Raw genomic sequence first — 20,328 nt, 5'->3', positions numbered from 1 at the left:
TCACCGCGGCGGAGGCGACGGTCGCGGCCGCGCGCGTCCAAGGAACCTGACAGACGGTCAGTCGAGCGGCGTCGGCCCCGGTCCGCGCGGGACGCGGTTCCGTTCGGACCCGAGGCTCAGAAGCGGCTGCCGACGCCCGCGGACCGCTCGAACAGCCGGCGAATGACCTCGACCGTGCGCGCCAGGTGGGGTTCGTTGCGGTCGGCGCGATGGGCGACGGCAAGTTCGACCGTCGCCGGGCGCGCCAGGGGCTGGTACGCGACACCGTCGAGCGCGAGCGCCGTCACCGGCTCGGGCACGATCGCCGCACCGAGTCCGCCGGCGACCAGGGTGATGAGCGTCGAGGTCTCCCCCACCTCGTGCCGGATGCGCGGCACGACGTCGGCGTCGCGCAGGACACCGAGCACGATGTCGTACATCACCGAGTGGCGGTCCGCCGAGTGCACGATCAGGTCGATGTCGGCGAGGTCGGCGGCATGCACCCGGGTCCGCGCCGCGAGTGGGTGCTCGGCGGGGAGCGCCACCACGAGGCGGTCCCGGCGCAGGACGTGGACGGCGAGGGACGGGTCGGCCGCGGGCGGGCGGAGCAGGGCCACGTCGATCGCGCCGCTGCGCAGCGCCTCCACCTGGTCCGGCGCGAGCATCTCGCCGCGGAAGGAGAAGTCGATGCCCGGCAGTTCGGTGGCGAGGTGGCGCGACAGGGTCGGCAGCAGGCTGTACGTCGCCGAGCCGACGCAGCCGAGGGTGAGGTGACCGACCGCACCGGCGGCGACCCGGCGGGCGTGGTGGGCGGCGTCGTCGACCTCGGCGAGGATCGCCCGCGCCCGGTCGAGGTAGGCACGCCCGGCGTCGGTGACATCCACCCGACGTGTGGTGCGGTGGAGCAGGACGACACCGAGTTCGCCCTCAAGTTGCCGGATCGCCTGCGAGAGCGGCGGCTGCGCCATGTGGAGCCGCTCGGCGGCACGCCCGAAGTGGCGCTCTTCCGCGACGGCGACGAAGTAGCGGAGGTGGCGCAGATCCATAGTTTCCGCATCTCAATCGAGGTCGATATTGATACTTCACGGTACCGGTGCCCCGGTCTAGCGTCGAGCCATGAGCAGTGCATACCTCTACTCCGCCACGCGGACACCATTCGGAAAGTTCAACGGCGCGCTGGCCGGCATCCGGCCCGACGACCTGGCCGCCGCCGCGATCGGCGGCGTGCTCGCGCGGACGCCGTCGCTGGATCCCGCCGCGATCGACGAGGTCGTCTGGGGCAACGCCAACGGCGCCGGCGAGGAGAACCGCAACGTCGGACGGATGGCCGCGCTGTTGGCCGGTCTGCCGACCGGAGTGCCCGGCACGACGGTCAACCGGCTGTGCGGTTCGAGCCTGGACGCGGCGATGATCGGCTCCCGGACCATCGAGACGGGCGACGCCGACATCGTTCTCGTGGGCGGGGTCGAGTCGATGACGCGGGCGCCGTGGGTGCTGCCCAAGCCGTCGCGGGCCTTCCCGGCGGGCGACGTCACCGCGGTGTCGACGACGCTGGGCTGGCGGCTGGTCAACCCGCGGATGCCGAAGGCGTGGACCGCCTCGCTGGGAGAGTGCAACGAGCAGCTCCAGGAGCGCTTCGGCATCTCCCGGGAGCGCCAGGACGAGTTCGCCGTCCGCTCCCACCGGCTCGCACACCGGGCGTGGGAGGACGGCTTCTACGACGCGTTGGTCACCCCGGTCGCCGGCCTGGACCGCGACGAGGGCGTCCGCGCGGACTCGACCGTCGAGAAGCTCGCCGGGCTCAAGCCGTCGTTCCGGCCGGACGGCACCATCACCGCCGGCAATGCCTCCCCGCTCTCCGACGGCGGCTCCGCGGTGCTCCTGGGCAGCGAGTCGGCGTCGGCGGCCATCGGCCACGACCCGCTCGGCCGGATCCTCGGCAGGGGCGCGATGGCGCTGGACCCGCACGACTTCGGCTACGCCCCGGTCGAGGCCGCCGACCGCGCGCTCGCCCGCGCCGGGATCACCTGGAACCGGGTCGGTGCCGTCGAACTCAACGAGGCGTTCGCGGTCCAGTCGCTGGCCTGCGTCGACGCCTGGCTGAAGGAGGGACTGCGTGATCCCGGGATCGTCAACCAGCGCGGCGGCGCCCTCGCGATCGGGCACCCGCTGGGCGCCTCCGGCGGCCGTCTCCTCGGAACCCTGGCCGCCGTCCTGAAGGAGCGCCACGAGCGGTACGGCGTGGCCGCGGTCTGCATAGGTGTCGGCCAGGCGCTGGCCGTCGTACTGGAGAATCTTGAGGTGTCGAAGTGAGCCGCACCGCCGTCATGGAATCGACCGACGAGGCCGTCGCCGGGATCGAGGACGGCTCCACCGTCCTGGTCGGCGGCTTCGGCCTGGCCGGGATGCCGTTCGACCTCATCGACGCCCTCATCCGGCAGGGGGCGAAGGACCTCACGATCGTCTCCAACAATGCCGGGAACGGCGATGTCGGACTGGCGGCGCTGCTCGCGGCCGGCCGGGTCCGCAAGGTGCTGTGCTCCTTCCCGCGGCAGGTCGACTCCTACGTCTTCGACGCACTCCACCGCGAGGGAAGGATCGAGCTTGAGGTCGTGCCCCAGGGCAACCTCGCCGAACGGATGCGGGCCGCCGGCGCCGGGATCGGCGCGTTCTACTGCCCGACCGCGGTCGGCACCCCGCTGGCCGAGGGCAGGGAAGTGCGTACCATCGACGGCCGCGACTACCTGCTTGAGTACCCGATCAAGGGCGACTACGCCCTCGTCTCCGCGCACCGGGCCGACCCGATGGGCAACCTCGTCTACCGCAAGACCGCCCGCAACTTCGGCCCGGTGATGGCGACCGCCGCCACGAGCACGATCGTCCAGGTGGACGAGGTCGTCCCGATCGGCGGGCTCGACCCCGAAACGATCGTCACGCCGTCCGTCTACGTCGACCGCATCGTCCCGGTCGAGGCCCGTCACTACACCGTCCAGGGGGCGCGATGACCACCGACTCCACCATCCCGGCAGGCCCGGCGCACGCGGTCGAAGCGCCGGTCGCCGTCGACCGCCCGCTCAGCATGGACGAGGTGGCCGCCGTGATCGCGCGCGACATCCCGGCCGGCTCGTTCGTCAACCTCGGCATCGGCCAGCCCACCAGGATCGCCGACCATCTGCCCCGGGAACTCGATGTCGTCCTCCACACCGAGAACGGCATGCTCGGCATGGGGCCGAAGGCCGAGGGCGCCGAGATCGACCCCGACCTCACCAACGCCGGGAAGGTCCCGGTCACGGAGCTCCCCGGGGCGGCGTACTTCCACCACGCCGACTCCTTCGCGATGATGCGCGGCGGCCATCTCGATGTCTGCGTGCTCGGCGCCTACCAGGTTTCCGAACGCGGTGACCTGGCCAACTGGCACACCGGCAGGCCCGACGACATCCCCGCTGTCGGCGGCGCGATGGACCTGGCCATCGGGGCCAAGGACGTCTACGTGATGATGACGCTCTTCACGAAGTCCGGTGCGCCCAAACTGGTCCCGCGGTGCACCTACCCGCTCACCGGCATCGGCTGCGTCAGCCGGGTCTACACCGAGCTCGCCACCTTCGACCTGCGGCCCCACGGCGTCCATGTGCTGGAGACCTACGGCATCACCCTCGACGAGCTGCGCTCCCGCCTCGGCGTCGAGCTGCACTGACCTCCTCGGGCCCGCACCGGACGCTCCGGTGCGGGCCCCCGCGCACGTACATGCGCGGGGCGGCGGGAGACACGCGGGGGCGACGCCTCCGCCCGCCGGTTCCCTCGCCGAGGAGCGAAGGTCCGGCAGGCGTCGGGGACCACGCCGACGCCGCTCGCCCGGGAACGTGCTCGCGGAACATCTGCCGCGACGGCGGGGCGGAGCAGCTCGTCGGCACGCCCCGCCCATCGGGCCCGGTCAGCGTGCCGTGTAGCCGCCGTCGATCGGCAGGTTCACGCCCGTCACCCAGTCCGCTTCGTCCGAGGCCAGGTAGAGGACCCCGTGGGCGACATCGATCGGACGGCCCAGCCGGCGCAGCGACTGGTTCCCCGTCATGTACTCCTCGTAGGCCGGCAGGCCACCGGGGAACTCGGCCGCGATGCCCTCGACCAGCGGGGTCAGGACCGTGCTCGGGTGCACCGAGTTCACCCGGATGTTGTACCTGCCGTAGCTTGCCGCGTCCTGCTTGGTCTGCATCGAGACCGCGCCCTTGGCCACGTGGTACGCCGTGAACTCGTCGTTCCCGATCAGCCCGTAGATGGACGAGTAGTTGACGATGCTGCCCTTGCCCCGCTCGATCATGTGCGGGATGGCATGTTTGGTGCAGAAGAAGACGCCCTTCACATCGACGGCGAACACGGCGTCCCACTCGGCCTCGGTGAGTTCGTGGGTCGGCTTGTCGACGCCGATGACGCCGGCGCAGTTGACGAGGATGTCGAGACCGCCGAACTCCGCTGCCGCCGCGTCGATCACCGACTTCGCCTCGGCCTCCCGGGCGACGTCCAGGCTCCAGAACTCCGCGGTCCCACCGGCCTCGCGGATCCCCGCCACGACCTCCCGGCCCTTGGTCTCGTCCAGGTCGGTGACCGCGACCCTGGCCCCCTCGGCGGCGAACAGCTCCGCGGTTGCCCGGCCCATCCCCATGGCGGCCCCGGTGATCAGGGCGGTCTTGTTCTCCAGGCGTCCCATGACGATTCCCCTTCCGTCGCGTTCGGTTCTCAGTCCCTGACCGGCTGGTTGGCCAGGAAGGATCGGTAGTCGTCGGCCTCGGCCTCACGGCAGAACTGCTGATACACCTGCCCGCCCCCCATGTAGACCTGGAACTCCTCCGGCTTGCCGGGGAGGTTGTCGCCCAGGAACCACGCCTTGGCCTTCTTGCCCTCGGAGTACATGACGGTGGCCTTGCCGGCGCGCTCGGTCTCCTCCATCCACCAGGTCTCCGACTCGGGAGTGGCCTCCAGGAACGGAACGTCGTTCTCGCGCGCCCACGCGAGGGCCCTCTGGAGCCACTGGGCACCGAGCTGGATCGGGACCGGCAGGTTCGAGTAGGGCGTCTGCGGGCCGAGGGACATGAAGAAGTTCGGGAACCCGTTGGCGTTGATACCGAGGTTCGACTTCAGGCCGTCGGCGAGCCACTTCTCGCGCAGGGTGCGGCCACCGCGCCCCACGATGTCTATGTTGGTCAGGGTCCCGGTCATGGCGTCGAAGCCGGTGGCGAAGATCAGCACGTCGAGTTCGTACTCGGTGTCGCCGACCACCACGCCGCGCTCGGAGATGCGGCTGATCGGCTGCGAGGCGACGTCGACGAGGTGCACGTTCGGCTTGTTGAACGCCGCGTAGTAGTTGTGGCCGGTCGGGACGCGCTTGCCGTTGAACGAGTAGGTGGTCGGTGAGAGAAGGCCGGCGACGGCCTGGTCCTCGACGATCTCGTGGATCTTCTTGCGGATGAACTCCGAGGCGAGCTCGCTGGCCTCGTGGCTGGTGGCCAGATCGGTGAAGCACTCGTTGGCGAAGTGGAATCCTCCCTCGTTCCACTTGCTCTCGAAGATCCGGTCGCGCTCCTGCGCGGAAACCTCCAGCGCGCTGTGCTCGGCCGGTTCCATCGCGACGCCGAAGGGGTGGTTCGCCGCCTTCTCGTAGATCTCGTCGTAGTGCTCGCGCAGGTGGACCATGTCCTGCTCGGTCACCGGGTCGTTCGTGGTCTCGACGACGAAGTTCGGCGTGCGCTGGAAGACGTGGAGCTCGCCGGCGGCCTTGGCGAGCTCGGGCACCATCTGGATGCCGGAGGCACCCAGCCCGATGAGGCCCACACGCTTGCCGGTCAGGTTCACGCCGCCGCGGGGCCACATCGAGGAGTGGTACTTCTCGCCCCGGAACGACTCGATGCCCTCGATGGCGGGGAAGATCGCCTGCGAGAGAACGCCCATGCCGGAGACGAGGTAGGTCGTGGTCAGGGTGCTGCCGTCACCAAGGTGAACGGTCCACGTGTTCGCGTCCTCGTCGTAGACGGCCCTGTTCACGCGGGTGGACAGGCGGATGTCCTTGCGCAGGTCGAGCCGGTCGGCGACGAAGTCGAGGTACTCCAGGACCTCCGCGCCCGCCGGGTAGCGCTCGGCCCAGGTCCACTCGTCGCGGACCTCCTTGGAGAAGGAGAAGGAGTAGTAGCTGTACTCGCTGTCGGTGCGGACGCCGGGGTAGCGGTTGACCCACCAGGTGCCGCCTATGCCGTCCTCGCCGTCGACCACGAGGGTCGAGAGGCCGATCTCGCGCAGGTGGTGGAGTATCGCCAGGCCGGAGAAGCCTGCGCCGATGACGACGGCGTCGTGGTCGGGCTTGCTGGTCATGTGTGTGTCGGTCCTTTCACCGAGGGATGACGGATCGGCGCGCAGGGGAGAGCGCGCGGGAGAAGCGCGGAGAGGAGGCAGCCGGAGGGTCCGGCCGGGGTCCCGCCCGGTACCGGTCAGGACCGGTACCAGGCGGCCATGGAGGCGATCTCCTCATCGGCGCGCGCGAGGCGCCCGGCCTGGAGCGGGAAGACGTGCTGCATGCCCTTGCCGACGGAGAACGTCACATCGACACCGGCGTTCCCGGCCAGGCCGACCAGGCGTTCGGAGTCCTCGAAGAGGGATTCGGTGTCGGCCGCGCAGACGTAGAGCCGCGGGAACCCCTCATAGGTGGCGTGGAGCGGGTTGACGTACGGGTCCGTCGGGTCCGCACCCCCGGAGAGGTACCGGCCGATGTTCCCGGCGAGGCCTTCGCGCGTGATCAGGAAGTCGGTGTCGTTGTTGGTCTCGATCGTGGCACCGGTGTTCTCCATGTTCAGCCACGGCGACATCGTCAGGACGCGTCCGGGCAACGGCCGGCCGTCGCGACGCAGCGTGAGGGTCATCGCGATCGCGAGGTTTCCGCCGGCGCTGTCCCCGACGAAGCACACGTCATCGGCGTTGATGCCCCGGTCCAGGAGGGCCTGGTAGACGGCGAGGCCGTCCTCGATCTGCGCCGGGTACGGGAACTCCGGCGCGAGCCGGAAGTCGAGGACGAAGGCATGGGTTCCGCATGCCCTGGCCAGGTGCCCGGCAAGCTTGCGGTGGCTGGCGGAGGACCCGAGCGCGAACCCTCCGCCGTGCATGACCACCATCACCTGGCGGGGATCCGCGTCGACCGGGGTCACGAGGACGCCCGGTACGCCGCCGAGGGTGGTCGTGGCGTAGGTGACTCCTTCGGGCTCGGTGGTCGCCCGCTGCCAGTCCTCGAAGACCCAGCGCATCAGCTGGAGCGACATCTCCGGGTCGGCCTCGAACTCCGCGCTCCACTCGGCGTAGATCTCCCCGAGCGGGTCTGAAGGACGGGGAAGGGGCATGTGCGCTCCTCAACGTCGTGGGTGGTGGTTCCGGTTGTTGCCCGGGCCGGCGGACGACCGACCCGACGAGCCGAGCATCTCCACCCCCGCGCGTCGAACCCGAGCGCTGTCACAAAATGAGGCACTGCCGTCTCACAGTGGCTCGCGTCACACGGTCCTGCTCGCGACAGCCTTCAACCGAGGCCCTCACCGGGCCCGTTCCCCCTCACCCGAGCGATCACCCCACTCCGACCGCGCCGGCGATCCCGCCCCTCGGAGCCCGGCCGGACATTCCCCTCTTCGTGCTCGTCACTTCCGCATACCTGATCGCTCGGGTGGCTCGGGTCTCTCGGGTCACCGAGGTCCCTCACGGCTCTCAGCGAGGAGAAAACCATGCACGTCAAGAAGCGGGTCGTCGCAGCGACCAGCGTCGTGGCCGCCGCGGTCATGGCGCTCAGCTCCTGCGGCGGTCTGTCGACCGGCGCCCCCGACAGCGGCTCCGGCGGCTCCGGCGGCGCCGGCAGCCCGTGGCCGACCGTGAAGGTGGGCGGTGTCGGCGTGCAGTCCGACATCCAGGACGTCACCACGTTCTGCGGCACCGAGCCGATCAAGATCGGCTACGCCGACGGCAACGCCAACAACACCTGGCGCAAGGCCACGATCGCGCTCTTCCGGGCCCAGGCCGCGAAGTGCCCGAACATCACCCAGGTCATGGTGACCGACGCCCAGAACAACACGCAGAAGGCGATCTCGGACATCAACTCGATGGTCGCCCAGGGCGTCAACGTGATCGTCACCTTCGGCGATGCCGGACAGGCCCTCCTGCCTGCCATCCGGAAGGCGAACGCGGCCGGCGTGGCGGTCGTGCCGATCGTGTCGAGCATCGGCGGTACACCGGGCAAGGACTACGTGGACTTCGTCTCCGAGGACGTCGAGGCGTACGGCAGGACCCTCGCCGACTGGGCCGTCAGGACGATGCACGGCAAGGGCAACCTGGTGATGCTGGGCGGCGTCGCCGGCAGCGCCTACTCCCGCACCGTCTACGACGGCGTCAAGAAGGCGGTCGCGGAGCATCCCGGCATCCGACTGCTCAACTCCGACGGCTACGTCGCCACTGACTGGGACGTCAGCAAGACCCAGCAGGTCGTGGCCGGTCTCATCACGAAGTACGGCAAGATCGACGGGATCGTCTCCGACTTCGGCGGCGGTTCGGTCGGCGGCATCCGCGCGTTCATCGCCGCGAACAAGCCGCTTCCGGTCTGGGCCGCCAATGACTCCAACGAGTTCGCCGGCCTCTGGCACCGGTACCACAAGCAGTATCCGAGCTACCAGATCGCGACCGAGTCCTCCCGCAACTGGGTCGTCCAGGCGGCTCTGAACAAGGGCCTCGCCGCCCACAACGGCATCGCCGACACCGAGCCCTCGACGTACAACCTGCAGATCATCGAGGACTCGACCAATCCGGAGATGATGCCGAAGTACGACACGTCGTTGCCGGACGACGCGATCCTCTCCTCCGGGCTGACCGTCGATCAGCTCAAGGCTCTCTACAAGTAGCCCCGCAGCAGCCGGGTCGGCCCCCGGGCCGCCCCCCGGCCGGACCGCCGCCGCCTCCACCGGCAGAGCCGCCGGAACCTGCCGCGGCTAAGAGCCTGTCGGGCGGCCTTCGGCCGGAAAGCGGACGCGGCATGGTGCGTGCGATTCCAAGGCGCCGGGAGGGCCCAGTAGCGGAGCTACTCGGTCATTCCGGCAACGCAGGAAGCGTGCGTGCCAGGGCGTGGCCGCCCGGTCAGAGGTCGCCCGACAGGCTCTACGGCACCCCCGGCAGGTGTCCGGGCCCTCAGGCGTTCCCGGGACGCCCGGACACCTCGCCCCGTCGCCTTTCCCTACCGCTTTCCCGCACTTCCGCACACGACCCGAGCGACGCAACAGCGCAGGGACATCCGAGGAGCATCCATGAACCGACTCGACGGCAAGGTCGGCATCGTCACCGGCGCCTCGCGGGGCATCGGCCGCGCGATCGTCGACGCCATGGCGGCCGAGGGCGCGGCCGTGACCGCGACCAGCCGCGCCACCGCCGACGGCTCGTTCGGCACCGGCGTCACGTATGCGCCCCTCGACGTGACCAGCGAAGCCGACTGGCAGCGTGTGGTCACCGAGGTCATCGAACGCCACGGGCGCGTCGACTTCCTCGTCAACAATGCCGGCATCATCACCTACGAATCCGTCCACGACCTCACCAGTGAGGAGTGGAACCGGGTCGTCGCGGTCAACCAGACCGGCACCTGGCTCGGGATGCGCGAGGTCATCCCGCAGATGGTCGCCCAGGGCGGCGGCAGCATCGTCAACGTCTCCTCGATCTGGGGCAGTGCCGCCGTCGCCGGTGCGCACGCCTACCACGCGACCAAGGGCGCGGTCCGCAACATGTCGAAGAGCGCCGCCGTCAGCTACGCCGGGGAACGCGTCCGCGTGAACTCGGTTCACCCCGGTTTCATCCGGACCCCACTGACCGAGGCGCAGGACCCGGAGGTGAACGAGTACGTCATCTCCCGGACCCCGATGGGGCGCGCCGGACGCCCCGAGGAGATCGCCGCCGGAGTCGTCTTCCTCGCCTCCGACGAGGCCAGCTTCGTGACCGGTTCCGAACTCGTCGTGGACGGCGGCTACCTCGCCCAGTAACGGTCCGGTGACGGGCCGGGGCGTCGGCCCGACCCACGCGGGTCCATACCCTTCAACTCTTCCAGGAGGTCCGACGTGACCCATTTCGGCAGCAACGGATCTGAGACCCGGGTCCGGCCACCTCAGCGGGGTGCGAGCACCGACCCCACCAGGTCCGACCAGGCGGCGCACCGGCCGGCCGGCCATGCCGCGCCGGTGCTCTCCATGCAGGGCATCGGGAAGTCCTTCCCGGGCGTGCGCGCGCTGGACGAGGTGGGCTTCGACGTCCTCCCCGGCGAAGTCCACGCCCTGGTCGGCGAGAACGGGGCCGGCAAGTCGACCCTGATGGCCGTGGCCTCGGGCGCCCTGGCGGCGGACGACGGCGCGGTCCTCATCGGAGGCGACCGGCTCACCCAGGCGCAGCCCGAGCAGGCCCGCAGCCTCGGCCTCGGCATCGTGCGTCAGCATCCGGCGCTTCTCCCGGACCTGACCGTGGCGGAGAACATGGCACTGGGCGTCGGGTACCGGCGCGTCGGCGGGCTTCGCCGAGCGGTCGCCTGGACCCGCGAGACCCTCGCGCCGTGGGAGATGGGCATCGACCCGCGCGCCCGCGTCGCCGATCTGTCGATGGAGAAGCGGTTCATCGTCGAGATCGCGAAGGCCCTCGCGCTGGACCCGAAGGTGCTGATCCTCGACGAGCCCACCGAGCACCTCAGTGCCGAAGAGGTACAACGCCTCTTCGCCAAGGTCCGCGAGACCGTGGCGACGGGCGCCGGTGTCGTCTACATCTCCCACCGCATCCCCGAGGTCAAGCAGATCGCCGACCGCGTCACCGTCCTTCGCGACGGCCGGACCCGCGGAACCTTCGACGCCGATACCGTCACCGAGGAGCAGATCGTCGAGCGCGTCGTGGGCCGCGAGCTTGAGACGGTCTTCCCCGCCAAGGCGCCCGTAGCCGAGGACGCGGCCGAGCGACTCGCGGTGACCGGGTTCTCCGGTCCCGGCTTCGACGACATCTCCCTGACCGTCCGCTCCGGCGAGATCGTCGGTCTGGCCGGGGTCCAGGGCAACGGCCAGGCCGAACTCGTCCGCGCGCTGGCCGGGCTCGTCCCGACGTCCGGCGGGATCGCCGTCGACGGGCAGCGGGTCCGCGGCGGAAACGCGGCGGCTGCGAACGCCGGTGTCGTCTACGTGCCCGCCGACCGGCACGGCGAAGGTGTGTTCCTGCCGCTCGGCGTGAGCGAGAACATCGTGGCGCGCACCCTGCACAAGGTCTCCCGATTCGGCCTGGTCAGCGACGCGTTGACCCGGGCCACCGCGAAGGAGCAGATCCGCGGCCTCACGATCAGGACCCCGACCCCGCAGACGCCGATCCGCTCCCTCTCGGGAGGCAACCAGCAGAAGGCCGTCATGGCCCGCACGCTGCTGGCCGCGCCGAAGGTCCTCGTGGTCGAGGAGCCCACGCAGGGTGTCGACGCCGGTGCACGCGTCGACCTGTACAGGATCCTGCGCACCGCGGCCGACGACGGAGCCGCCGTCATCGTGCTCTCCTCCGACAACGTCGAGCTTGAGGGCCTGTGCCACCGCGTACTGATCATGTCGCGGGGAAGCGTCATCGAGGAGCTGACCGGCGAGGAGATCACCGAAGCGGCAATCGCCCACGCCGCGCTGACCTCGACGACCGTGCGCGGCCAGGAGAGGGACCGCCCGGAGAAGCGTCGCCGGGTGCGGGCCTGGCTGGCCGGCGACCAGGCCCCTGCGGCCGTGCTCGCCGCGATCGTGGTGCTGCTCGGTCTCGGGACCGGGCTGTACAACGGCGACTACCTCGGTCAGTTCAACCTCAACACCCTTCTGCTCATGATCGCGCCGCTGCTGCTGGTCGGCGCCGCGCAGCAGGTCGTCGTCATGGGCGCCGGGTTCGACCTCTCGGTCGGACCTCTCATGGGCCTCCTGGTCGTGATCGCGTCGTACTGGATCGTGGACGGCGGAAACCTGGTTCTCGGCCTGCTCCTCATGGCCCTCGGCGCGCTCGCGGTAGGCGTGGTCAACGGCGTCATGGTGACCTGGTTCCGCATCAACCCCGTCGTCGCGACCCTCGCGGCCTACATGGCCCTCCAGGGCGTCTACCTGTCCCTGCGGGACACGCCGGGCGGCACGATCTTCCCGTCGGTGGTGGACGGCATCCAGGCCCGCTTCGGTGCGGTTCCGCTGGTGACCGTCCTCGCGGTGCTCCTCGTCCTGCTCCTTGAGCTGGCACTGCGCCGCACCAGGTGGGGCGTCGAGCTCCGGGCCCTCGGGTCCGGGCCGGACGCCGCGGAGCGCCTCGGGGTGAAGATCCGGCTGATCCGGTTCACCTCGTACGTGATCTGCTCGGCACTGGTCCTGCCCGCCGGCATCATCCTGATGGCCGAGATCGGTGTCGGTGACGGTCGTCCCGGTCTCGCGTACACCCTCAACTCGGTGACCGTGGTCGTGCTGGCGGGGGCCGGGATCTTCGGCGGCCGCGGTTCCTTCGTCGGTATCATCGCCGCCGCCGTCCTCGCCCAGCAACTGGTCAACATCTCCCCGTTCCTCGATCTCTCCCCCGCCTGGGGCTACTGGCTCCCTGGCCTCATCACGATCGGCGCCGCGGTGTTGTACGCGCAGCTGCGCCGTACCCGTGGGACGGGGGCCCACGCATGAGCGCCCGACCCGCCAACGCCTTCCGCCGCAAGCCGAGTCAGCAGGGAACCGCCATCAACGACGTCGACACGGGCGCCACCTGGCGCCGCCTCCTCTCGGGCAACTGGGTGGGGATCGTGGTCGCCACGATCCTCCTCTTCGCCCTCAGCCCCACCATCGCGCACGGCAGCCTCGGCTCGGCCCCTCTGCTCAGCATGCTGCCCTTCGCGGCCGTGCTCGCCATCGCGGCCGCCGGGCAGACCCTCGTCGTGCAGCAACGCGGCCTCGACCTGTCGGTGCCCGGCATGATCGCGCTCGCCGCGGTCCTCTGCACCTGCACGGTCCAGTACCACGGCTGGCCGACGTGGCTCGCCATCACCGTCGCCGTGGCTGCCCCCGGCCTCGTCGGCCTGGTCAACGGCGTCCTGGTCGCCGTCGCCCGCGTCATGCCGCTGGTCGTGACGCTCGGCATGAACGCGGTCCTGCTCGGCACGGTCCTGAAGATCTCCGGCGGCTCGCCGGCCACCGCGCCCACCAGTCTGAGCCAGTTCTCCGTCGACCGGACCCTCGGTATCCCGAACACCCTCCTCATCGCGGTCGTCGTACTCGCCGTCGGCGGCCTCGTCGCCAAGCGCTCCGCGGTCGGGCGCCGTCTGACCTACATCGGTGTCAGCGTTCCCACCGCCTCGGCCCTGGGCATCCGAGTCACCCGCTACCAGGTGGTCGCCTACGGTTTCGCGGGCCTGGCCTACGGTGCCGCCGGTGTCCTCCTGGCCGGCTACACCCGGACTCCCGGCCTCTTCATCGGGGACAGCTACGTGCTTCCGACCGTCGCGGCCGTCGTCCTGGGGGGCACCGCGATGACCGGCGGTGTCGCGAGCATCGTGGCCAGCGGTGTCGGGGCGCTGTTCCTGACACAGCTCGGGCAGTTGCTCCGCTCACTGGGCTGGAACGACGCTCAGCAACTCATCGCGCAGGCAGCGGTCCTCGCCGCGGTGGTCCTGGTTCGCGAGGCCGCCCCCGCTCTTCGCGGGCTGGCACGGGGCCGACGCCGACGGGCAGTGCCCGCGGCGGGCTGACGGCCGTTTCGCGGGTGCGAACGGCGTGGTCCGGGAAAGAAGTCCCCGGACCGCGCCGTCGTGCCGCCGCACCTCCGAGGAGTCGGCGCGGCGGCCGCTCCGACACCGCCCGTCACGCTCCGGTGAGCTTGTAGGACTTCATCTTGCGGTAAATAGTCGCTCGGGACAGGCCGAGCATCTCCGCGGCGCGGGAACGGTTTCCGTCGGCTTCCCGCAGCGCCCGGGAGATCGCCTCAAGTTCGGCACGCTCGATCATGGTCAGCGCGCGGGCGCCCTGGATGCGCTCCGGCAGGTCGCCGGGGAGCACGTATCCGCGTTTGCCGGCGAGCGCCAAGCCCTCCACGACGTTGTGGAGCTCCTTGAGGTTGCGGGGCCACTCGTATCCGGTGAGCAGGTCAAGGGTCTCCGCACGTGGCTCCAGGCCGACCCCCGGCATGGAGCGGTCGGTGAAGTAGCGCCACAGGGCGGGCAGGTCGGCGGTGCGCTCCCGCAGCGGAGGAACCCACACGTGCGACGCCCCGAGACCGACCGCCGTCTCCTCCGCCTCCGCGGCCGAGCGAAGTGTGGCGGTCAGCGTCACGGGGCCCTTCGGAACACTCATCTCCAACAGCCCGGCCAGCGCGAGCCTCGCTGCGGGGTCGAGCGCGTCGATCCCCTTGACGATCACGGGCGCTCCGCTCTGCAGCCGCTCCGCGATGCCGCGAAGCCATCGCTTCCCGCCGATCAGGGTCCGCTCCACCGTGTCGATCACGACGTGGGCGCCGGGCCCGGACTCGCCCGGACGGAACGGAAGCCCCAGGGCGAGCGACGTCTTCCCGGTACCGGCCTCGCCGGCGATCACCACCGGCCGTGGCGCCTCCCGCCTCCGTGCGACGGCGTGCAGGGCCGCCATCCAGTCCGGCGAGCGTCCGACCAGCTGCGGACGGGCCCGTCCCGGCGCCGTGGCCGTCGAGCTCCTGCCCCGCTGGAGGGACACGATCGCCCCGGCGCCTCCCTCCACGGGCGCCAGCCGGACCTCGGTGGAGCCGCCGGAGAGTTCGATGACGAACCGGCCGCCGGATCCCCGCCGGGCCAGATCCCCGAGCGCCGCGACATCCGCGTTCGACAGGCGGGAAGCGCTCTGGCTCTGCATGACCAGTCCTTGCGGACCGAACCCGACCACCGCGCCGGCCTTCGCCTTCGAGGCGTCCAGGAACGCCTGGAAGACCGCTCGGGCCTTGGGGGAGGCCACATCGAGGAGATGCTGCTCCAACTGGTCGGCGACCGCCCTGACCATGGGCCGCAGCAGCACACGGCCCTCGATGAACCCGCTGGACAGCGTCACCACGGCAACGGTCTTCCGGGTCAGCGGATGCCGGACCGGCGTTCCGGTGCAGACGGCGTCGCTGTACATCTCCGCGTAGTGCTCCGCGCCCGTGATCTGGACGCTCCGCCCGGTCGCCAGGACCGTGCCGACGCCGTTGGTGCCCACGAGCGACTCGTCCAGAACGGCTCCGCGGTCGGTTCCGACCCTGTCGAAGTGACGCGACGCGTCACGGTCCACGGCCCAGCGTCCGAGAATACGGCCCTGGGCGTCCGCCAGGAGAAGGCCGACGCCCGTCCCCGACAGATCGGCGGAGAAACGTGACATCGGCGCCTGGAACAGGTCCAGGAGATGCTGATCGAGCTCGTCCTCCGCCACATGCGGAACCTCGCGGACGTTGGCCGGCACGCCGAGCGCCTCCCGCGAGCGCTGCCAGGACCTCAGCAGCTCAGGCGCGACACCCATGCGGTCGGTGCTCCCTGTCAGCCACGCGTCTTTGAGCGTGTGGATGGGCGCCATCGACATGCTCTTCTCCTTCCTGCAGCAGAGCCGGAGCATAATGCGACATGGCCCGTATGGTGCCACATCTCATCATCCTGTAATACGAGAAGATTGAAGAGCGCCGATCTCGGACCGCGCGAGCCGTTCGGAACCTCAGGTCAGACGACGGCGATACTCGTCGACCGCCAGTACCGCCGCGCCGCGGACGTGGTCCTCGCACGCGGCCCGCGCCGCGGCGGCGTCGCACGCGACGGCCGCGGCTTCGATGATGCGGCCGAAGTGCTCGAAGGAGATCCTCGCCCGTTGGGCGTCCGTGAACGCGTAGCGGCGAAGGATCTGGACCCGGGCGTGGATGCGGGCGACCTCCTCGGCGAGGACCGGGTTGCCGGCACCTTCGAGCAGGAGTCCGTAGAACCGCGCGTTCGCCTCCTCACGCGTGTTGACGGTGCCTCTGAGGTAGGTCGTCTCCATCTCGGCGAGGAGCTCCCGCAACTCGTCCTTCACCCGCTCCGACGCGTGCGTCACGAAGAGTTCGCCCACCAGGCCCTCAAGTGCGCGCCGCACCTCGTAGATCTTCTCGATGTCCTGCGGAGTCAGCACGGTCACGACCGGACCGTGGTGGGCGACCACCGTCACCAGCCGCTCGGTCTCGAGCTGGCGCAGCGCTTCCCTGACCACGGTGCGCGAAACCCCGTACGCCTCGCACAGGCCGCTCTCACGCAGGGCGTCCCCGGGCTCGAAGGCCCCGCTCAGGATGTCCTCACGAAGGAGACGCGTGATCTGCTGCCGCAGCGGTGCCGCATGTCGAGTCAGTCTCGAAGTGGTCATGACGGGTTCCTCAGACTCCAACCGTTGCTCGTCGGCCCCAGCGGCCCCGCGGGCTCGTGAGGCAGCTGTCTCACATCGAGACACCGGGCCGGATCCGGCCCTTCGACGCCTAGCGTATTACGAGATGACGGTCATACGTCACCGCGCGAACGCGCCGTGCGGCACCGGCGGCAGCCCTGCCCGGGCCGGCCGGTTGCCGCCGTATCCGCTCCCGCCGATAACAGGAGGACCCCTTCCATGACGACACCGACCGCGCCGGTCACCGCACAGGTCCGCGGACGGGAGGTCCCCGTCGATCTGTACGTCGACGGCGCGTGGACACACGCAGCCGGGACGTTCCCGGTCCTCAACCCCGCGAACGGCCGGACGATCGCCGAGGTGGCCGACGGCACCGTCGAGCAGGCACGCGCCGCGCTCGACGCGGCAGTCTGCGCGCAGGAAGCCTGGCGTCACGTGCTCCCGCGCGAGCGCGCCGACCTGTTCCACCGCGCACACCGGCTGCTCCTGGACCGTGCCGACGCCATCGTCGAGACCATGACGCTGGAGAGCGGCAAGCCGTTGGGCGAGGCCCGGGGCGAGTTCCAGCTCTCGGCCGACTTCTTCCTCTGGTACGCCGAGCAGATCGCGCACCTCCACGGCACCTACGCGCACGGTTCCCGCGGCGCCTACCGCATCGTCACCACCCACCAGCCCGTGGGCCCGTGCCTGCTCATCACTCCGTGGAACTTCCCGTTGCTGATGATCGCCCGCAAGGCCGGCGCGGCACTCGCCGCCGGATGCACGGTCGTGGTGAAGTCCGCGAAGGAGACTCCGCTGACCTGTGCGCTCTTCGTGCAGGCGCTGCACGACGCCGGTTTCCCGGCGGGTGTGGTCAACCTCGTCCACACGACGTCCTCGTCCAAGGTGTCCACGGCGCTCATGGCGGACAGCCGCCTGCGCAAGGTGAGCTTCACCGGCTCGACCGGGGTGGGCAGCACCCTGCTGAGCCAGGCCGCTGCGAACATCACCAATGCCTCGATGGAACTCGGCGGCGACGGCCCGTTCCTCGTACTCGATGACGCCGATCTCGACCTGGCGGCCGAGCAGGCGATCGTGTGCAAGTTCCGCAACGCCGGACAGGCGTGCGTGGCGGCCAACCGGATCATCGTCGACAGCAGTGTCGCGGAGAAGTTCACGGCCAGGTTCGTCGCGTTGGCCGAGAAGCTGAGGGTCGGCGACGGGTTCGACCCGGCCACGGAGGTCGGCCCGATCATCTCGGCCCGGCAGCGCGACACCGTCAAGGAGCTCGTCGACGGCTTCTCCCGGATCGGCGCGACCCTGCTGACCGGCGGCAAGGAGGTGCCGGGGGACGGATTCTTCTTCGAGCCGACCGTCTTCTCGGTGACGGAGGCGGACGACGACCTCTGCCACCGGGAACTGTTCGCCCCCATCGCGACGATCTACACCGTCGACTCGGTCGCCGAGGCGGTCAGGGTCGCCAACGACACCGCCTACGGGCTCGCCGCGTACGTGTTCACCCGCACCGTGGACCGTGCCATGGCCGTGAGCGAGCGCCTCGACTTCGGCATGGTCGGCATCAACCGCGGCGTCATGGCCGACCCCGCGGCGGCGTTCGGCGGCATCAAGGCCTCCGGCCTGGGCCGCGAAGGCGGACACGAGGCGATCCACGAGTTCCTCGAACCCAAGTACCTCGCCATCACCGTGGACGAGACGGAGGCGGGCCTGTGACCAGCTGTGTCACCTCCATCGGCGTCCTGCGCCAGCCCAGGACGGTCCTCTTCGGTCCCGGCGAGCGGCGCCACCTGCCCCATCTCCTCGCCGAGGTCGGACGGCACGTCCTCGTCGTCACCGACGCCCGTATGGCGCAGGTGGCCGAGTTCAAGGACCTGGTGACCGCCCTCGAAGGCCGGGGGATCACGGTCTCGGTGTTCTCCGGGGCCGAGCCGGACCTGCCTCGCGAGAACGTACTCGCCGTCGTCGACCGGTACGGCGACGCCGCCGTGGACGCGCTGCTCGCGGTCGGCGGCGGTTCCTGTCTCGACCTGGCGAAGGTGTCGGCCGCCGTCCTCGCGCACGGCGGCGACGTCCGGGACTACTACGGCGAGTTCCTCGTCCCCGGCCCAGGGCTTCCGGTCATCACCGTTCCCACCACCGCCGGCACCGGCGCCGAGGTCACCTGCATCTCCGTCGTCTTCGACCGGGAGAAGGGCATGAAGGTCGGCGTGGCCAGCCCCCACCTGGAGCCGTACGCCGCCGTCATCGACCCGGAACTCACCGTCTCCTGCCCGCCCGCACTCACCGCGGCCACGGCGGCCGACGCGCTGACCCACCTGGTCGAGACGTTCACCGACCGGGTCAAGGACGTGACGCCGGAGTTCCTGGCCAACCACCTCTACGTCGGCAAGAACCCGTTGACCGACATCTTCTGCCGCAGCGGCCTGACCCTGCTCAACTCGTCCATGGAGGGCGTGGTCGCCGACCCGTCCGACATCGAGGCGCGCTCCGCGACCATGCTGGCCGCTTACAACGCCGGCATGGCCATCAACACCGCCGGTACCGCCGCGGCGCACGCGATCCAGTCCCCGATCGGTGCGCTGACCCACACCTCGCACGGATTCGGTGTCGGGGCGCTTCTGCCGTACGTGATGCGCTTCAACCTCCCGGCCCGGATCGCCGAATTCGCGGAGATCGGGGCGCTGCTCGGGGTCGCGGACCCCGGGTCGGCCCCTCTGGACCGGGCGAAGGCCGGCATCTCCCGCGTCGAGGCGCTGCTGGAGACCGTCGGCTGCCCGACCGACCTGAGGACGCTCGGCCTGCGTCCGGAGGACTTCTCGCACGTGGCCGACCAGGCGATGCTCGCGACCCGCCTGACGGCCAACAACCCCCGCGAGCTCACCCACGCGTCCGTTGTGGAGATCCTGCGGCGCGGCTACGACAACGACCGCACCTGGTGGTCGGTATGACGACTGCACCCGCAACACCGGCACATGGCCCGAGGGAACCGGTCGCCGTCGCCGGAGCCGGTTCCATCGGGGTCGCCGTCGCGATCGTCTTCGCACGGGCAGGACACGCGGTCCGGGTGTGGGATCCCTTCCCGGACGCTCTGGAACGCGCCCGCAGTGAACTCTCCGATCGCCTGGACCAGTTGTCCGTACACGGCCTCGTCGAGGATCCGGACGCCGCGGGTGCGCGCGTCACGTTCACCCGCGACCTGGAGGAGGCGGTCGCAGGAGCGACACTGGTGCAGGAATGCGCCCCGGAGCGGACAGAGCTCAAGCAGGACCTGATCCGGCGCGCGGCCCGGAGCGCGCCGGAACGGACGGTGTTCGCCAGTTCGAGTTCGGCGATACCTCCCCGTCGCATCGCAGCCGGTCTGCCCGAAGAGCTGCGGGCCCGCATCCTGGTCGGCCACCCCGGCAACCCTCCGTACCTCATCCCGGTGATCGAGGTCGTCCCCTCCCCCAGCACCGCCTCATGGGCCGTCGAGCACGCGCGCGCCCTCTACACCGGCGCGGGACTGCGCCCGATCACGGTCAGCCATGAACCCGAAGGGTTCGTGTTCAACCGTCTTCAGGGTGCGGTCCTGCGTGAGGCCTACTGCCTGGTCCGGGACGGGGTTGCGACCGTCGACGAGATCGACGAAGTCGTCCGCAGTGGTCTCGGACGCCGGTGGAGTCTCATCGGCCCGTTCGAGACCGTCGACCTCAACACCCGCGGCGGTCTGGAATCGCACGCGGAGAAGATGGGGCCCGCGTATGCCCGCATGGGCGCCGAGCGCGGTCAGAACGATCCGTGGACGCCGGACCTCGTGTCGGCCGTGGTCAGTCGGCGTCGTGCTCTTCTCCCCCTCGACCGATGGGACGAGCGGGTTCGCTGGCGGGACGAGCAGCTCATGCGGCTGACGCCGCTGTGGGAGGACGCGCGCACCACCCCCTGATGCCCTCTCGGGTCCTCACGTGTCGGCGCG

Annotated in this window: 16 protein-coding genes; 10 read left to right on the top strand and 6 right to left on the bottom strand. The window is 70.4% G+C overall.

Annotated features, from left to right (window positions below):
* Positions 1-116 precede the first annotated feature (116 nt).
* Positions 117-1,025: a LysR substrate-binding domain-containing protein gene (locus tag ACF1CT_RS03645; RefSeq protein ID WP_391782088.1), complete on the bottom strand. Its 909-nt coding sequence runs from the start codon at positions 1,023-1,025 to the stop codon at positions 117-119.
* A 70-nt stretch (positions 1,026-1,095) separates the two neighbouring features.
* Between ACF1CT_RS03645 and ACF1CT_RS03640 the strand changes: the two genes are divergently transcribed.
* Genes ACF1CT_RS03640 through ACF1CT_RS03630 form a run of 3 tightly spaced genes read left to right on the top strand, consistent with a single transcriptional unit; the run spans position 1,096 to position 3,673 of the window.
* Positions 1,096-2,292 carry a thiolase family protein gene (locus tag ACF1CT_RS03640; RefSeq protein WP_391782087.1) on the top strand — a complete coding sequence of 399 codons (1,197 nt, stop codon included), beginning with the start codon at positions 1,096-1,098 and terminating at the stop codon, positions 2,290-2,292.
* 14 nt (positions 2,293-2,306) lie between these two features.
* Positions 2,307-2,984, top strand: coding sequence for a 3-oxoacid CoA-transferase subunit A (locus ACF1CT_RS03635; RefSeq protein ID WP_391782179.1), 678 nt, complete (start codon positions 2,307-2,309; stop codon positions 2,982-2,984).
* A complete protein-coding gene (locus ACF1CT_RS03630; RefSeq protein ID WP_391782086.1) occupies positions 2,981-3,673 on the top strand; it encodes a 3-oxoacid CoA-transferase subunit B in 693 nt (230 codons plus the stop codon). Before ACF1CT_RS03635 ends, ACF1CT_RS03630 begins: the two co-directional genes overlap by 4 nt.
* A 237-nt stretch (positions 3,674-3,910) precedes the next feature.
* Here the strand turns inward: ACF1CT_RS03630 and ACF1CT_RS03625 are convergent, their stop codons facing one another.
* The 3 genes from ACF1CT_RS03625 to ACF1CT_RS03615 form a co-directional block, all read right to left on the bottom strand.
* Positions 3,911-4,681, bottom strand: a complete 771-nt coding sequence (locus tag ACF1CT_RS03625; RefSeq protein WP_391782085.1) for an SDR family NAD(P)-dependent oxidoreductase — start codon at positions 4,679-4,681, stop codon at positions 3,911-3,913.
* 29 nt (positions 4,682-4,710) lie between these two features.
* Positions 4,711-6,336, bottom strand: a complete 1,626-nt coding sequence (locus tag ACF1CT_RS03620; protein WP_391782084.1) for a flavin-containing monooxygenase — start codon at positions 6,334-6,336, stop codon at positions 4,711-4,713.
* Between the two features lie 116 nt (positions 6,337-6,452).
* A complete protein-coding gene (locus ACF1CT_RS03615; RefSeq protein WP_391782083.1) occupies positions 6,453-7,352 on the bottom strand; it encodes an alpha/beta hydrolase in 900 nt (299 codons plus the stop codon).
* A gap of 372 nt (positions 7,353-7,724) precedes the next feature.
* Here ACF1CT_RS03615 and ACF1CT_RS03610 point away from each other — a divergent pair, with 372 nt between their 5' ends.
* The 4 genes from ACF1CT_RS03610 (at position 7,725) to ACF1CT_RS03595 (ending at position 13,729) form a co-directional block, all read left to right on the top strand.
* Positions 7,725-8,888, top strand: coding sequence for a substrate-binding domain-containing protein (locus ACF1CT_RS03610; protein WP_391782082.1), 1,164 nt, complete (start codon positions 7,725-7,727; stop codon positions 8,886-8,888).
* Positions 8,889-9,287: 399 nt separating this feature from the next.
* A complete protein-coding gene (locus ACF1CT_RS03605) occupies positions 9,288-10,010 on the top strand; it encodes an SDR family NAD(P)-dependent oxidoreductase (protein ID WP_391782081.1) in 723 nt (240 codons plus the stop codon).
* A 75-nt stretch (positions 10,011-10,085) separates the two neighbouring features.
* Entirely contained in the window at positions 10,086-12,671 is a 2,586-nt protein-coding gene (locus ACF1CT_RS03600; protein ID WP_391782080.1) for an ATP-binding cassette domain-containing protein, read from the top strand.
* Positions 12,668-13,729, top strand: a complete 1,062-nt coding sequence (locus tag ACF1CT_RS03595; RefSeq protein ID WP_391782079.1) for an ABC transporter permease — start codon at positions 12,668-12,670, stop codon at positions 13,727-13,729. Before ACF1CT_RS03600 ends, ACF1CT_RS03595 begins: the two co-directional genes overlap by 4 nt.
* A gap of 112 nt (positions 13,730-13,841) precedes the next feature.
* Here ACF1CT_RS03595 and ACF1CT_RS03590 read toward each other — a convergent pair whose 3' ends face one another.
* Positions 13,842-15,557, bottom strand: coding sequence for a sigma-54-dependent Fis family transcriptional regulator (locus tag ACF1CT_RS03590; RefSeq protein WP_391782078.1), 1,716 nt, complete (start codon positions 15,555-15,557; stop codon positions 13,842-13,844).
* Positions 15,558-15,686: 129 nt separating this feature from the next.
* A complete protein-coding gene (locus ACF1CT_RS03585) occupies positions 15,687-16,361 on the bottom strand; it encodes a GntR family transcriptional regulator (protein WP_391782077.1) in 675 nt (224 codons plus the stop codon).
* Positions 16,362-16,598: 237 nt separating this feature from the next.
* Here ACF1CT_RS03585 and ACF1CT_RS03580 point away from each other — a divergent pair, with 237 nt between their 5' ends.
* The 3 genes from ACF1CT_RS03580 to ACF1CT_RS03570 are packed head-to-tail and all read left to right on the top strand — an operon-like array spanning position 16,599 to position 20,298.
* Positions 16,599-18,089 (top strand): NAD-dependent succinate-semialdehyde dehydrogenase, encoded by a 1,491-nt coding sequence (locus tag ACF1CT_RS03580; protein WP_391782076.1) that lies wholly within the window; start codon positions 16,599-16,601, stop codon positions 18,087-18,089.
* On the top strand, positions 18,086-19,324 hold the full coding sequence (locus ACF1CT_RS03575; RefSeq protein ID WP_391782075.1) for an iron-containing alcohol dehydrogenase: 1,239 nt from the start codon (positions 18,086-18,088) through the stop codon (positions 19,322-19,324). The genes ACF1CT_RS03580 and ACF1CT_RS03575 overlap by 4 nt, the downstream gene beginning before the upstream one ends.
* Complete coding sequence (locus ACF1CT_RS03570) at positions 19,321-20,298, top strand: 3-hydroxyacyl-CoA dehydrogenase (protein WP_391782074.1); 978 nt, start codon at positions 19,321-19,323, stop codon at positions 20,296-20,298. Before ACF1CT_RS03575 ends, ACF1CT_RS03570 begins: the two co-directional genes overlap by 4 nt.
* Positions 20,299-20,328: the final 30 nt, after the last annotated feature.

This window comes from Streptomyces sp. NPDC014734 (genome assembly GCF_043083325.1).
Taxonomy (GTDB): Bacteria; Actinomycetota; Actinomycetes; order Streptomycetales; family Streptomycetaceae; genus Streptomyces.
Note: the sequence above shows the minus strand (reverse complement) of the source record. Positions and strands in the feature narration are given on the sequence as shown.